At 60.3% G+C, this 14873-nt stretch carries 12 protein-coding genes; 11 read left to right on the top strand and 1 reads right to left on the bottom strand.

Annotated features, from left to right (window positions below; all coding sequences use genetic code 11):
- Positions 1-128: 128 nt before the first annotated feature.
- Entirely contained in the window at positions 129-437 is a 309-nt protein-coding gene (locus tag KH389_RS14275; protein WP_054915325.1) for a DUF6124 family protein, read from the bottom strand.
- Between the two features lie 325 nt (positions 438-762).
- On the opposite strand from KH389_RS14275, the gene KH389_RS14270 reads away from it, so the two are divergent.
- The 11 genes from KH389_RS14270 (at position 763) to KH389_RS14220 (ending at position 14789) form a co-directional block, all read left to right on the top strand.
- On the top strand, positions 763-1338 hold the full coding sequence (locus KH389_RS14270; protein WP_213605701.1) for a hypothetical protein: 576 nt from the start codon (positions 763-765) through the stop codon (positions 1336-1338).
- Between the two features lie 294 nt (positions 1339-1632).
- Positions 1633-2229 carry a hypothetical protein gene (locus KH389_RS14265; RefSeq protein WP_148071514.1) on the top strand — a complete coding sequence of 199 codons (597 nt, stop codon included), beginning with the start codon at positions 1633-1635 and terminating at the stop codon, positions 2227-2229.
- A gap of 138 nt (positions 2230-2367) precedes the next feature.
- A complete protein-coding gene (locus tag KH389_RS14260; protein WP_058540718.1) occupies positions 2368-2547 on the top strand; it encodes a hypothetical protein in 180 nt (59 codons plus the stop codon).
- Between the two features lie 116 nt (positions 2548-2663).
- Positions 2664-7313: an RHS repeat-associated core domain-containing protein gene (locus KH389_RS14255; protein ID WP_244988635.1), complete on the top strand. Its 4650-nt coding sequence runs from the start codon at positions 2664-2666 to the stop codon at positions 7311-7313.
- A 5-nt stretch (positions 7314-7318) separates the two neighbouring features.
- A complete protein-coding gene (locus KH389_RS14250) occupies positions 7319-7936 on the top strand; it encodes a hypothetical protein (RefSeq protein WP_147303878.1) in 618 nt (205 codons plus the stop codon).
- 352 nt (positions 7937-8288) lie between these two features.
- Positions 8289-8738: a hypothetical protein gene (locus KH389_RS14245; protein ID WP_078480297.1), complete on the top strand. Its 450-nt coding sequence runs from the start codon at positions 8289-8291 to the stop codon at positions 8736-8738.
- 198 nt (positions 8739-8936) lie between these two features.
- Positions 8937-9197 (top strand): RHS domain-containing protein, encoded by a 261-nt coding sequence (locus tag KH389_RS27790; protein WP_116054354.1) that lies wholly within the window; start codon positions 8937-8939, stop codon positions 9195-9197.
- Between the two features lie 95 nt (positions 9198-9292).
- Positions 9293-9808: a hypothetical protein gene (locus KH389_RS14235; RefSeq protein WP_116054351.1), complete on the top strand. Its 516-nt coding sequence runs from the start codon at positions 9293-9295 to the stop codon at positions 9806-9808.
- Between the two features lie 319 nt (positions 9809-10127).
- Positions 10128-12170: a TonB-dependent receptor plug domain-containing protein gene (locus KH389_RS14230; protein ID WP_116054348.1), complete on the top strand. Its 2043-nt coding sequence runs from the start codon at positions 10128-10130 to the stop codon at positions 12168-12170.
- The gene (locus KH389_RS14225) at positions 12157-13458 is read left to right on the top strand and encodes an ABC transporter substrate-binding protein (RefSeq protein ID WP_116054345.1); all 1302 of its coding nucleotides are present in this window, start codon (positions 12157-12159) and stop codon (positions 13456-13458) included. The genes KH389_RS14230 and KH389_RS14225 overlap by 14 nt, the downstream gene beginning before the upstream one ends.
- Positions 13455-14789 (top strand): di-heme oxidoreductase family protein, encoded by a 1335-nt coding sequence (locus tag KH389_RS14220; protein ID WP_213605700.1) that lies wholly within the window; start codon positions 13455-13457, stop codon positions 14787-14789. Before KH389_RS14225 ends, KH389_RS14220 begins: the two co-directional genes overlap by 4 nt.
- Positions 14790-14873: the final 84 nt, after the last annotated feature.

The following is a 14873-nucleotide window of genomic DNA, read 5'->3' as shown; positions in this document are numbered from 1 at the left end:
AATTTGTCGCATCCTAGTGCCAGTGGGCCGTGGACAGCAAGGGGAGAGTGCGTGATGTGGGGGGCAGGCGGGGTTTTGGTGGGCGGGCGAGCTCGGTAGGCCGCGTGTGCGGCCCGTGTGTTGCGTCGTTACTCGGGTGCCGCGTTTGCTTCCATGCCGTCCAGCACGGTGTCGATCAGTACGGTGCTCATTTCCAGCGATTGCTGTGCGGCGATCAGCAGCGTCTTGAACTGCTCGTCGGCGCGTTCGCAGGCTTGGGCGGTGGTGTCCTTGGCGCATTGGATCTGGAGCGACAGGTGAACCAGGGCGTCTTCCAGCTCGATGCCTTCGCAGACGGAAAACAGGGGCGGGTGATTACCGTTGCAACAGCCGAAGGCGGTGTAGATGCGTTTGCGGGGTTGAGTAGTAAGCGGGGGATTGGAGACGGTTTTGACCATTGTGCAGTTCCCTTTTTGAGTGGAACCGCCATCTGATGTTCAGGTGGCGCAGTTGCGCCTTTTGCATTAGCGGGCCGCGACGCCCGGTCGCTGGATTGACAGCGACGTCGCAAGATTAGCGGGGTTGGGGTGGGGATTCAAGGCGTTCTACAGCGGTATGCGCACCCCCCATGAAGCGGGAGCCGGATGCTTGTGCATTATTGCTCAGGCAGCAAGGCTGGATCCGCTCGATGCAACTGGCAAAGTTGACAGTTGTGACAAGCAAAATGACGTAGCAAGCTATCCAGGAGCACATAGCCGAGTGCCTTTCCTGGGAGCATCGATCATGAGTGCAACATCCTTCAGCGTACAACTCCAAAACGAAATGGAAGGTAAGATCAATTATTTCCACTACCAAAAGTTCGGCGACCCCGCCTCGGGTACAAAATCCGCATTAACATCGCCCCAAACTACTTATGACTTCAATCTCTACCCCGGCGGAAAGTTTATAGCGACGACCGCCGAGTCCTACCAAACGCAGCTTGAAGATCCAAAACTTCTTCGATTCAAATTTACAAATAATTCAGGTTTTCCTGTCGGGTTGCTCCGCGTATACGGTGAGCCCCCTTATCCCGACTGGGTAATAGCCGCGCTGGAGGACATTCCGGGGGACGAAAGTGACAAAGACGTTCAATCTCAGCGCGAGTCAATAATCGATAGATACAACCAAATGGTTGGGGAGGTGAATACAGGACCGAAGCAGTTTCCAGGGGGGGTACTACGGCGCTGGATCGACTACGAACCTCGCCGTGGCGACCCCTCTAAATGGTACGCATGGCTGCTACGTCCAGGAAGGTCAACTAGTGTGGCGGTAATCGATGGAAGCGTATGGGCGGTGAGCGTAGCAAAAAGCGAAGACTGACCTTTTCCCCTGGCAGCGCAACGGGGAGCTTGGGTGCTGTACAGAACTCAAATGACCCTAGTTCAGCTCTCGCGTCGTCAGCATTTTTAAGTAGTGCATGCGTCGAACAGAGGAGGGTGATTGCCGTTGCAACACCCTCCCTTTTTGAGTGGAGCTGCCATCTGATGTTCGGGTGGCGCAGTAGCAATGCGCGAGGCCCGTTCGCTGGATTGCCTGCGAGCTCGCAAGGTTCACGGGGGTGGGCTTCAGCACGCTCTACACCCCCATGCGCAACGCCCCTGAAGCGGGGGCCGGATGCTTTGCATTATTGCTAAGGCAGCAAGGCTGGATCGGCTCGATGCAACTGGCAAAGTTGACAGTTGTGACAAGCAAAATGACGTAGCAAGCTATCCAGGAACACAAAGCCGCGTGGCTATCCTGGGAGCATCGATCATGAGTGCAAAAATCTCCAGCGCAACATCCTACAGCGTACAACTCCAAAACGAAATGGAGGGTAAGATCAATTATTTTCACTACCAAAAATTCAACGACCCCACCACGGGTACAAAATCCCCATTGAATTCGCCCCAAACCATTTATGACTTCGTTCTCTACCCCGGCGGAAGGTTTATAGCGACGACCGCCGATTCCTTAACTGCGCCACCTGAAGATCCAAAAAATCTTCTATTCAAATTGACAAATAATTCAGATTTTGACTTCTGTCTGATTGAGCTGAATTCTACCGACGCTTCCATTAAGAAATGGCTCAACTCAGACAATCCTACGGAGCAACCCGCCTACAAGACAAAGTATAGACAGAGGCCAGTGTTGTCCAAACAGTCTGTGACGTTGGACTTCCCCAATGGAGGCCACTGGTATGTGGGCGAGATGCCAGATCGGAAACGCACATAGCCGCGCAATGGGGAGCTTGGCTTTGTAGAAAACTGAAGTGACGATAAATGCAGCGCTCGAGCTGTCAGCACCTGCCACATAAGTTCCAAACATTGGAGGTAGGCAACGCAAGTCAATGGGAAGTAGGTGACGTGCTGGATGGGGCGCTCTAGGCACTGTACGAAAAGTACTGTCTTAACTGTCGCCAGCACGTTCACCCGGGCCCCCGGCGTCAACCTGGGCTACATCGGTGGTCGCGCCGAGCAGGTGGTGTTCGTGCGCGGCTTCGACCGCCTGCCGGTGCCGGTGTATATCCGCGGCATCTACATCTTTATGTGACACATCCCACACAACTCCAGGAAGTTTCTCCATATCTGAGAATTCCTTGCCCTCGTACCCTTTGCCTTCATGGACCACCCAGGGCGCTTCGCCCCTGCCTAGGAAGGCTATTCCCGATGTCTGCTTCCCCCACCGGGTCCACGCCCAGCGAGCGTGAGATCCAGATTGCGATTGCCCCACTCGAAACCCTGCTCAGTGAAGACCTCGGCGCTGCCGCCGTCTCTGTCGACCACTGGCTGCGCGAGGCCACCTACGGCCTGGTGAACCTGCAACTGCTGCGCCAGGCCGGCGAAAATGTGCCGGTGGTCTGTAATGCCCTGGCCGGTGTGGATGTACTGATCGACATTCTCACGCTGCTGGAGAGCCCGTCCCCCGACCCGCTCGACTGGGTCAGCCTGGGCATCAACCTGATCGGCGTAGTGCCGTTTCCCCCAGGCCTGACCAAGGCGCGCATGGTGCTGCGCCCGGTGCTGCAATTGACCCGCCAGACCCTGCGCCGTCGCCCGGGGGCGAACATCGGCGCGGTGATCCTGGAGATCATCGACGGCCACCTGCATGCCAACATCCGCGGCGCCCTGGAACACTACGTACGCGAGGCGCTGGCCCAGTTGCCGGCCATGCTCGGCGAGGCCGCCGACACCGCGCGCCTGTTGTTCACCACGCTGGCCAGGGCCATAGAAGCCGCTGCCCGGGGCCAGCTCGACGCCGCAGCCAGCCACCAGTTGTCACGCACCCAGATGACCCAGGCGGCGCTGTACGACTCGCTGCTGAGCACTGACGCCTGGCGCCTGGCGCTGTCGGCCTTGGCCAATGCCTCCGAGGGCAACCTCAAGGCGGCCTACAACCATGTCGCCAGCCACTTCGGCGAGGCGCTGGAAAGCCTGCTGCGCCCGCTGGTACACACGCTCGACGGGTTGGCCGCGTCGGTGCCGGATCGCCTCGAAGCCCTGGGCGCCCCTGACATGCAAAACAGCATTGCCTGGTTGCTGAGCCGCCTGCTGGAAACCGTGCTGGCACACCCCGCCAGGCGCGGCGTTGCCACCAGCATTCGCCCCGGGGTCACCCAGCAGGCGCGGCACATCCACAGTGAAGGCCCGACCGAGGTGGTCAGCCGCCAGGTCAGGGCCAAAAAGGCCCCCAATACCGACAAGAATGGTATCTGTCCCTGTACCGGCCACAGCATCGGCCATGTGCTCGGCGACGAGACCGTCGTTCATCAGGACTTCGCGTTGTCCGGCCCGTTCCCGGTGGATTGGGCCCGGGTCTACAACTCGCGGCTCGACGCGCTGGATAGCGGCACCATAGGCGCACGCTGGATCACCGAGTTCACCACCTGCATCGATGTGGTCGACAAGGGGCTGGTGCTGCATGACAGCGATGGACGCAGCCACGACTTCCCGTGGCTCGAGGTCGACACCTGGCACCACGACCCCATCGAATACCTGACCCTCAAGCGCACCCGTGCACAGCAGCTGACCCTGGTGCGGGGCCAGGATCGGTTCGAAACCTATGCCCAGGTCGGCGAGCGCTTTTACCTGACCCACATTCGCCTGCGCAGCGGTGCCGGTGCCATGCTGCATTACGAGCATCGCCACAACGGCCAGCCGGTGCTGTCCGATATCAACACCTACCAGGACGACGACCCGAGCAAGGTGCACCTGCAACTGGGCACCCTGCTGAATGAGCAGGGGCATATCCAGGGCGTGTGGCAGGTGGTCGATGGCAAGCCGCTGCGCCAACTGTGCGCCTATCACTACGACGGCGCGGGTGACCTGGTAGCGGCTCAGGATGAAAACGGTGCCGCTTGGCACTATGAGTACCAGCATCATCTGATCACCCGTTACACCGACCGCACCGACCGTGGCCTCAACCTCGAGTGGGATGGCACAGGCCCGCACGCCAAGGCGATTCATGAATGGGCGGATGACGGCAGCTTCGAGACCCGTCTGGCGTGGGACCCGAACATCCGCCTGACCTACGTCACCGACGCCCACGGCCAGGAAACCTGGTACTACTACGACGCCCTTGGCTATACCTACCGCGTCGTACATCCCGATGGCCGCGAGCAATGGCTGTTCCGTGATGCACGCAAGAACATCATCCGCCACGTGCACCCCGACGGTAGCCAGGACCGCTACAGCTTTGATGAGCGTAGCAACCTGCTGCAGCACATCCGTCCCGACCACAGCACGCTGCATTACGCCTACGACGACCATGACCAGCTGATTAAGATCCGCGATGCCGAGGGTGGCCTTTGGCTGCGCGACTACGACGAGCGCGGTAACCTGGTAGAGACGGTCGACCCGCTGGGCAACAAGACCGAATTTGCCTACACCCCAAGCGGCCTGGTAAGTGCGATCAAGGACGCCAACGGCAACCAGAAGGCGCTGGCCTACAACGACGCCGGGCAGTTGCTCGAATACACCGACTGCTCCGGCAAAGCCAGCCAGTGGGCCTACAACGACTTCGGCCAGCTGGTGCAGTTCGCCGACGCAGCGGGCAACAAGACCGCCTATGAGTACAAGGCCGGGCAACTGTCCAGGGTCACCCACCCCGACAACACCGAAGAGCGCTTCGAGCGTGATGCCGAAGGCCGTCTGCTGGCGTACCTCGACGCGCTCGACCGCTGCACCACCTGGACCTATTCCGGCGCCGGGCTTCTGGCCGAGCGCGTCGACGCCAACGAGCACACCCTGCGCTACCGCTGGGACAAACTGGGCCGGCTGATCGGCCTGGAAAACGAAAACACCAGCCAGGCGAGCTTCGTGTACGACCCGGTCGGTCGCCTGTTGCAGGAGACCGGCTTCGATGGCCTGACCACCCGTTATCAATACCACCCGTACAGCGGTCGCCTGGCCTCGACCCAGGTCGGCCAGCGCCGCATCGACCTGCGTTTCGACCCCATGGGGCGGCTGGCCGAGCGTACCGCCAGGCTGGGCGATCAGTCCCAGACCGAGCGCTTTGCCTATGACGGCAACGGCAGGCTGATCCAGGCGATCAACGCGGCAAGCCAGTTGCAGTGGTTCCATGACGAGGCGGGCAATCTGACCCGCGAGCATCAGCATTACCTGGGGTTGCAGCAGCCGGTGGTGGCGGTGTGGACGCACGAGTACGACGTGCTCAACCAGCGCATCGCGACCGTACGCCCCGATGGCCACACGGTCAGTTGGCTGACCTACGGCAGCGGCCACCTGCTGGGCATGAAGCTCGACCAGCACGACATGCTCAGCTACGAGCGCGATGACCTGCACCGTGAAGTGGCGCGCCGTCAGGGCAACAAGCTGATGCAGACCCAGGCCTGGGACCCGGCCGGACGGCTGCAGGAGCAACTGCTAGGCAGCCACGACGGCAAGTCCACGTTGCTCAAGCGTCAGTACCAGTACGATGGCGCCGGGCAACTCACCGACATTCAAGACAGCCGACGTGGTCAGTTGGCCTACCAGTACGACCCTGTCGGTCGCCTGTTGCAGGCCACCAGTCGCCTGGGGGTGGAGACATTCGCCTTCGACCCGGCGGGTAACCTGCTGGACGAGAAGACGCAGCAGCTCAACCGCCCGCTGGACCAGGCCCCGAAACGCAACAGGTTGATGGACAACCTGCTGCGCGAGTACGCCGGCATCCATTACACCTACGACGCGCGCGGCAACCTGGCCGAACGGCTGCACAACGGCGTGCGTGCGCAGTTCAACTGGGACCTGTTCGATCGGCTGCAGAGCTACAGCGACGACAAGCTCAAGGTCGAGTACAGCTATGACGCACTCGGCCGGCGACTGCACAAACACTCGGTTGCGCATTATTCGAACAAGCCGCAGGCCGGCACGGGCTGGAATCAGCTTGAACGGGCCAAGCGCCAGCGTGAGCTGGACTGTGGCTTCACGCTGTTTGGCTGGGACGGCGACACACTGGCGTGGGAAAGCGCCCCGCCGCGTGATGAAGGCGATACGGGCCGCACGGTGCATTACCTGTATGAGCCGGGAAGCTTTGTGCCGGTGGCCCAGGCCCTGCGCAGGGGGCCGGTGCGGCTGCACAAGCAGCCGGACTGGAGCGGCCGCCACTACGACTTCGACCAGGACCCGTTGTGGCAAACGCACATGCAGCCGCAGGGGTTTGATGCGCTTGCGTGGTACCAGTGCGATCACCTGGGCACGCCAATGGAGCTGACCGACCACAATGGCGAGATGGCGTGGGCGGGGCAGTACAAGGCGTGGGGGGAGGTGCGTGAGGAGCGGTCGGCTTGGGCGAGGCAGGTAGGACTGGGTAATCCGATTCGGTTTCAGGGGCAGTATCACGACCGGGAGACTGGGCTGCACTACAACCGGTACCGGTACTATGATCCGGGGGTTGGGCGATTTGTTAGCAAGGACCCGATTAGTTACGCGGGTGGATTGAATCTCTACTTATACGCACCAAACCCTATCGAATGGACGGACCCACTCGGACTGGAGAAAGTTGTTGCCGCTAGAAGCCGTGCGCATGCGTTGAGGCTTGCGCAGCAGCATGCTCAAGTTCCGAGGGTTGGTCGAGGAGGAACGGATATTCTCGTTGCCGAGCTTAATTCTGAAAGCAGGGGGAAAAATTACGCATGTCTGTGCGCTAGAGGAAGTACGCTAGGACGGAAGGAAGAAGGCGCTAAGCCGCTAGTTTTTGATCACCCAGACGGGCACCCTCATATGGTAGGCGAAGGATTTCCTGCTCATCACGACGGGCCGCATGTGCACGCGAAAAACAAGAAAGGCGAAGTCATAGTATTTACTTATCCGGGGTAGCTAGAATGTTCGAAGTTTTGATTTGCAGATCGGAATTTAAGTATCTAAAAAAATACGCGAATGAACGTATATCGTCACTACCGGCAAATGGTAATGATGAGCTTTCTGCTGTAATGGCGCGTGATCCGAATGGTAAGCTGGGGTTCGATGTGAATCAGGTAGCTGAAAGTATTTTAGATGAATTGTTAGGAGGGTGTTACTGCTTACGCGGCTCAGGCAGTGTTGATCATCCAGGAGTATTCCCCAAGGGAGGCATGCCGAATTTTTTCTTCAAAGATAAAGGTGGCGCATTTAGCAGTTTAGTTGCCTCGCATGAGCGTTATGTGCTAGCCATGAAAAAATACAGCATTCTTTCCCGCTATAGGCACACTGAAAAGCCAGAGCCTTCTGAGTTGTCGCACTTCCTGCAAGATGACAGCCGGATTGAAGAACCATTGTATGAAAGTCTGCTATCTTCTTGCGCATATTTTGGGATTTCTCAACGTGCGCAAGAGCATGGCTGGGGGGCATTTTATTTGATCTCCCAAGACATGGATGGTTTCTTGACTAAGTTAGAAAGCTTAGTAGGCGATGAAGGGCGCCTAGTGTTCATCGAAAATATGCGAGAAATGCCCTGTTGGTAGGGTGGCCAGTGTTGTGATGACCCGCGTCTTGACCCCATGGGACGGCTGGCGCGCATACCGCCAGTCAGGGTGACCAGTCGCAGAACGAGCGCTTTGCCTATGCCGACAATGGCAAGCTGAACCAGGCGCTCAATGCGGCGAGCACGCTGCAGTGGTTCCATGACGAGGTGGGCAATCCACCGCGCATTACTGGAACGTGGAAGCAGTACCGTGGGTCGGGAAAAATCACGGAAATATTGCTAGGCCGAACATAAAAGAAGCAACGGAAATACTAGGCCAGACGGTCGTGTATTCATAGATAAATGGCGCGTGCGCCATCCAGTACCTGACGAATATCCCAAAGGTGAATAACTTGGATAGTATTAAATCATTTGACTTCTCTTCTTTTGTGAATGCCAATAAGGATCACGCTGTAACAGGCATTGATTATGTAAGGGCAATTTATGTGAATCACGAGCTGGCATCGGACTTTATTGTTTGCTTTGCAAGATTTTTATGGCCAAGTTTCAATATTTTGAATGATAAGGTTTTTGTTGCTGAGCTGTTCGATCCTGAGATGTTTGAGCGTCACTTGAGTTTGAGCAAAAGTCTAGATGAGACTCAGTTCTGGATGAACCTGCTAGAGATAACGGGGGTTTTTGATGAGCTTCCCACGGAGCAAGCCATGGAAGTTGCCCTAATAATTTCTGAAAGTTGGAACTCTAAAATATTTAAAGAATTTGGTGCGGAGTATGCAGTGGCGCGACGTATATATGATGAAGAGTATGGAGAGGTCTTCGTTACTATCGGCTCTCGATCCTGATTGTTAAGTAGATATTGCCTGTCTTTGGATGGCTTTACTTGCAGTATATGTCATGAGAGCAGAACTCTATATTACTTGCATTCTTTGGGGCACTCGAGACGCGTCCTTGAGGGCGCGACCAGTGTCGATGATTCCCAGCAACTGCTCCTGTAGATTTGCATCTGCAGCTTAGACCAGGACCCGTTGTGGTAAACGCACATGCAGCCGCAGGCGTTTGATGCGATTGCGTGGTACCAGTGCGACCACCTGGGCCCGACGAAGGAACTGACTGACAACAAGGGTGAGGTGGCGTGGGCGGTGCAGTACAAGGCGTGGGGTGAGGTGCATGAAGAGCGCTCGGCTTGGGCGAGGAAGGTAGGGCTGGGTAATGCGCCACGGTTTCGGGGCAGTATCACAACCGTGAGACCAGGCTGCATTACAACCGGTATCGGTACTATGATCCGTGGTAGGGCGATTTAGTGGGCAGAGCCCGATTAGTTGTTCGCGTGGATTGAATATGCAATGCCGCGCCCCGGTGTTTTACATTAAAAATACATATGCTGAGATTCAAATAGATGAAGTTACACGGGTTGTACGCAAAGATAATAAAAAAAGAAGCCTACAATGATCTGCGTTGCCTGGCAGGCGCGTTCGACGATTTTGAAGAATACCCCATCATTTCACGGGACAGCAGATTAAAAAAATTACAAAGGAAACTTGAGAAAAAAGACATCTCGGATTTTCTGTTGGGGCTTGCTGTTTTCGTATTGAATACCGTACGTGCACTCGCCCGCAGCAATCAAAGGCAGTTAGAGCTGACTGCCATCACCTTCACACGCTTCGATGCCAGCGGTGGCTCCACGTTGGTGCCCCAACTCTTCATATACCCAAGTACCGCAGCCAGCGCACTTCGCCAAACGCTTATCAAGAATCAACCTGAAACGGACTCAATGGAAATGACCAAGGTCAAGCAGCTGTTCACGACCTGCGGCTTCGTTGAGAGCTTCGTTTTTCTAGAGAGCAGGTTCTTTGACCACGCCTGCAACGAGGAACTTGTACGTATTTATGCCATCCCTCGACAGACGATGTAGCGCGCCTGGAGGGTAGGGGGTTCGATGCGCTTGCCGGCACTCCGCTGACACCTTGCCATCGAGCGCAAAGCCGCTAGAAGCCCCGCTTCTGGGTTGGTCAATTCGCTATATATTTTTGTGTACAGCGTTGTAACGTCCTGTGAACAACGCTAGCATTCCTGCCGTTTGGCCCTGTGCCATCCCGCTTTCCCCCCTATAGCAACCACCGGCTGATCACCTCCTGGGGAGGTCGTGACCAGAAAAACCGTCGGTCGCTATATAAAATAATACACAACGTCGCCCGAGCGCCGCCTACGTCAAGGCCGACACAGGAGCAGCAATGAAGCCGCTAACACCGCACGCCCTGCTGGTTGCCGTCGCAGCCCTGGGCGCTGAATCCGCCCTCGCGGAGCAGAAAAACACCTTCACCCTCGGCGAAATCCAGATCTCCGCGCCCCAGGACGAAACCCTGTCCACCGGCGGCTCGGTCATCGACCTGAAGGACATCCGCCTGCACGACCGCGAAACCGTCGCCAGCGCGCTCACCCTGGCCCCCGGCGTCAACCTGGGCTATATCGGCGGTCGCGCCGAGCAGGTGGTGTTCGTGCGCGGCTTCGATCGCCTGCAGGTGCCGGTGTATATCGACGGCATCCCCACCTACGTGCCCTACGACGGCAACATCGACCTGGGCCGCTTCACCACCTACGACCTGTCGCGCATTCAGGTGGACAAGGGCTTTGCCTCGCTGCTGTACGGCCCCAACACCCTGGGCGGGGCGATCAACCTGGTTACCCGGCGCCCGGTGCAGGAATTCGAAGGCGAAGTGGGCGGGGGGCTTGAGCTGACCGATCACGGCAACGTGAACGCCTACCGCACCTACGCCAACGTGGGTTCCAACCAGGGCGCGTGGTGGATGCAGGGCGGGGTGTCGTATGTGGATTACGACTACACCCTGCTGCCCGACGACTTCAAACCCACCAACAACCAGCAAGGCACCGGCCGGCGCGAGAACAGCGACCACCGCGACACCAAGTTCAGCTTCAAGCTGGGCTTCACCCCCAACGAAACCGATGAATACGTGCTCGGCTACGTTCAGCAGGAGGGCAGCAAGGGCCAGCCCACCTATGCCGGCAAGCTGCCGCCGACCGGCCAGCGCGCACGCTGGTGGGAGTGGCCGCGCTCGGACAACACCAGTGTGTTCATCGCCACCAAAACCGGCTTTGGCGAGCACTTTCTGAAAACCCGCGTGTACCACGACACCTTCAAGAACTCGCTGGAAAGCTTCGCCTACCGCAACGGCGTGGTGGGTAACCTGCAGAAGGGCTTCCCGAGCAAGTACGACGACGAGAGCACCGGCTTCTCGGTGGAAGGCGACCTGGCCATGACCGAGAACAACCGCCTGGGCATCGCCTACCACTTCAAGGATGACGTGCACCGCTCCCGCGATGGCGACAGCCCGCAAACCCACTTTCGCGACCAGACCCAGTCGATTGCCCTGGAAGACACCCTGCGCCTGAACGAGATTTTCAGCGTGGTGGGCGGCGTTTCCTACAACTACCGCAAGAGCCTGGATGCCGAAAACTACGGCACCACCGCCAGCTCGCCCAAGCAGGCCGTGCTGTACGACGAACCCACCGGCAGCAACGACGCGGTCAACGCGCAGCTCGGCCTGTTCGCCAACACCAACCCGCTGCTGGGCACCGATGACAACGGCCAACTGCGCCTCACCGTGGCGCGCAAAAGCCGCTTTGCGACCATCAAGGACCGCTACTCGACCCGCTTCGGTACGGTCATCCCCAGCCCGGACCTGAAGTCCGAACGCGCCACGCACTACGAGTTCGGCTACAGCGGCCAGGTTGCCCCGCAATGGCAGCTGGACGCGGCGCTGTTCGTGGCCAATATCGAAGACTCCATCCAGAAGGTCACTGTGCCCGCGCAGGACAACTGCGCCGCGCCCTGCGGCCAGTTCCAGAACATCGCCAAGGCGCGCAACCAGGGGGTGGAGCTGGGCATCAACGGCGACCTGGGCGAGTGGGAGCTGGCAGCCAACTACACCTTCCTCGACCGCGAGAACCGCAGCGACCGCGACCTGCACCCCACCGACACCCCGCGCCACAGCCTGTTCGGCTCGGCCTCGTGGAACCTCGACGCCTGGAAGCACACCGCCAGCGTGGAGGCGGCCTCGCGTCGCTACAACACCTCCGACGCCACCCAGATGGCACCGGGCTACGCGGTGTACAACCTCAAGACCGGCTACCGCTTCAGCAACGACGTGCTGATCGAGGGCGGCGTGCGCAACCTGTTCGACCGCCTGTACGAGTACAGCGAGGGCTACCCGGAAATGGGCCGTCAATATTTCGTGCAATTCAATGTGCCGCTGTAACCGCTGGCTGGCGGGCCTGCTGCTGGCGTTCAGCGGCCTGCTGAGCGCGGCCCCGCAAAGCGTGGTGGTGATGACCAGCTACCCCCAGGAGGTGATGACGCGGGTGGAGGATGGCTTTGCCCAGGCCCACCCGGAGTATCGCCTGCAGGTCCTCTGGCGCCAAGGCTTCGATGCCTTGCCGTACCTGCTGCAAGCCAGACAGGGCGGGGTGGATGTGTACTGGGCGCCGTCGCCGGGCAACTTCACCCGGCTGGCGAAGGCGGGCAGTTGGCAGCCGCTGGGTATCAGCCTGGAGGGCCTGCCGGCGCAGATCGGCGGCCTGGCGTTGCGTGATCAAAAAAACCTGTACCAGGCGACCGAGCTGGCAGGTTACGGCTTTGCCATCAACACCGCGTCGCTGGCCGAGCTGGGCGTGCCCACGCCCAAGGACTGGCCCGACCTGCTCGACGCTCGCTTGCGCGGGCGGGTGGCGCTGCCCGACCCGGGCCGGGTCGGGTTTGCCCCGGTGCTGCTGGATATCGTGCTGCGCGCCTATGGCTGGGAGCGCGGCTGGGCCCTGTGGAGCGAACTGGCCGGGCAGGCGCGGCTGGTCACGCGCGGCGGTACGCTGGTGAGTGACGAGGTCACCAGCGGGCGGGCAGCGGTTGGCTTGTCGATCGACTTCTTCGTCGCCTCGGCCAAGGCCAATGGCGAGCCGGTGGACTTCGTGTACCCGGCCCACGGCGGGCTCAACCCGGCATTCATCGCCATTACCGCAAGCACCCAGGCGCCGGCCGGTGCCCGGGCGTTCGCACGGTACGTGTTGTCCGACGCCGGGCAGGCGCTGCTGGCCGATGCCGACATTCGCAAGCTGCCGGTGCGCCCGAGTGTGTATGCGCAGCTGCCCGCGCAGTACCACGACCCGTTCGTTGCCGCGGGGCACGGCGCCTATGACTACGGCAACGGCAGCTCGCGCGAACGCCTGGCGCTGATCAGTTCGCTGTTCACCCAATGGCTGGGCCTGCCCCACGAGGCGCTGAACGAACTCTGGACGCGGCTGCACGCGGCCGAAGCGGCGGGGCATGACGTAGCCGCCATACGTCAGTTGTTGACCGCGCCGCCACTGACTGCCGGGCAAGCCGAGGCCAAGCCGTTGCTGGGCCTGTTCGCGGCACGTCAGGACAAGGGCATGGCCCACGAGCCGGCAACCGACCAGGATGCACTGGGCCGCACCGAGATCACCTGGCAGTTCCAGGCCGCGCTGCAGCGGGCAGAGGCGGCGCGGTTGCTGGAGGGGCTGGGTCAGTGACCGTTGTGCGCATCGCCGGGCTGTCGATCGGTTTGCTGGTGAGCGCGCTCGCCAGCGCCGATGTCACCCACACTGCGGTCAACCGTGAAGCCTATGCCCAGCCCTTCGCCGGGCTGGACGAAGGCCAGTTGGAGCGCTTCTTTCGAGGGCGCAGCCTGTTCCGGCAGGCGTGGGTGGTCGCACCGTCTCGCGATGAAGCGGTGGATGGGCTCGGGCCGTTGTACAACCGGGTGTCGTGCATCGCCTGCCACCCCAAGAACGGTCGTGGCCAGGCGCCGCAGCAGGGGGAGGCGATGCGCAGCCTGTTGCTGCGCCTGTCCGTGCCGGGCCGCGATGCCCACGGCGGGCCGAAGCCTCATCCTGTGTATGGCGACCAGCTCAACGACCAAGGTGTGCCCGGCGTGCCGGGGGAAGGGCGGGCCCATGTGTACTGGCAGGAGCACGCGGTGCAGCTGGGCGATGGCGAAACCGTGATGCTGCGCATGCCGCGTGTCGAACTGCGCGAGCTGGCCTATGGGCCACTGGACGGGGTGTTGACCTCGGCGCGGGTGGGCTCGCCGGTATTCGGTCTCGGTTTGCTGGAGGCCATCGAGGCCAGCACGCTGCAGGCCATGGCGGCTGAAGCCAAGCCCGACGGCGTGACCGGGCGCGTCAATCAGGTGTGGAGTGTGGAGCGACAGCGTGCCGAGGTGGGCCGCTTTGGCCTCAAGGCCAACCAGCCCGACCTGCGCCAACAGATCGCCCACGCCATGCTGGGCGACCTGGGCATCACCTCCACGCTGGCTCCTGAGCAGAACTGCACGCCTGCCCAACAGGCCTGCGCCCAGGCGCCCCACGGCGGCGAGCCGGAGCTGGACGCGATGCAGCTTGGTGACCTGCATTTCTACCTTGCCCACCTGGCCGTGCCTGCGCGCCGGCAGCAGGCCGAGCCTGCGGTTGTGCAGGGTGAAAAACTGTTTGCCGCGATTGGCTGCACGGCCTGTCACCGGCCCGAACTGGTCACGGGCACACACCCGCTGTACCCGGCGCTGAGCCAGCAACGGATCGCGCCGTACACCGATTTGTTGTTGCACGACATGGGCGAGGGGTTGGCCGATGGCCGTGAGGACTTTCTCGCCAACGGCCGCGAGTGGCGCACCCCTGCGCTGTGGGGGCTTGGGTTGGGTGAGCGGATCAACCCCGGCAGTGGCTACCTGCACGACGGCCGAGCGCGCACGCTGGAGGAAGCCATCGTGTGGCATGGCGGTGAAGCGCAAGTGGCCCGGCAGCGCTATGTAACGCTGGGGGCGAAGGAACGGGCGGCGATTCGGGCGTTTCTTGAATCGTTGTAGGGGCCTGTGCCTGCGCAACGAAAGCGATCCTTGAAATCTGCGGGCTGCCCCTTTATGGTCTCGCGAAATAGGGAGAGTTCTGAC

Origin of the sequence: Pseudomonas qingdaonensis (assembly GCF_018398475.1) — a bacterium.
GTDB lineage: Bacteria > Pseudomonadota > Gammaproteobacteria > Pseudomonadales > Pseudomonadaceae > Aquipseudomonas > Aquipseudomonas palmensis.
This window is presented reverse-complemented; position numbering and strand designations above follow the sequence as displayed.

Bases quoted from the DNA above. Each gene is read 5' to 3' on its own strand.
- KH389_RS14275 (WP_054915325.1), bottom strand. From the start codon at position 437: ATGGTCAAAACCGTCTCCAATCCCCCGCTTACTACTCAACCCCGCAAA.
- KH389_RS14270 (WP_213605701.1), top strand. From the start codon at position 763: ATGAGTGCAACATCCTTCAGCGTACAACTCCAAAACGAAATGGAAGGT.
- KH389_RS14265 (WP_148071514.1), top strand. From the start codon at position 1,633: ATGCTTTGCATTATTGCTAAGGCAGCAAGGCTGGATCGGCTCGATGCA.
- KH389_RS14260 (WP_058540718.1), top strand. From the start codon at position 2,368: ATGGGGCGCTCTAGGCACTGTACGAAAAGTACTGTCTTAACTGTCGCC.
- KH389_RS14255 (WP_244988635.1), top strand. From the start codon at position 2,664: ATGTCTGCTTCCCCCACCGGGTCCACGCCCAGCGAGCGTGAGATCCAG.
- KH389_RS14250 (WP_147303878.1), top strand. From the start codon at position 7,319: ATGTTCGAAGTTTTGATTTGCAGATCGGAATTTAAGTATCTAAAAAAA.
- KH389_RS27790 (WP_116054354.1), top strand. From the start codon at position 8,937: ATGCAGCCGCAGGCGTTTGATGCGATTGCGTGGTACCAGTGCGACCAC.
- KH389_RS14235 (WP_116054351.1), top strand. From the start codon at position 9,293: ATGAAGTTACACGGGTTGTACGCAAAGATAATAAAAAAAGAAGCCTAC.
- KH389_RS14230 (WP_116054348.1), top strand. From the start codon at position 10,128: ATGAAGCCGCTAACACCGCACGCCCTGCTGGTTGCCGTCGCAGCCCTG.
- KH389_RS14225 (WP_116054345.1), top strand. From the start codon at position 12,157: ATGTGCCGCTGTAACCGCTGGCTGGCGGGCCTGCTGCTGGCGTTCAGC.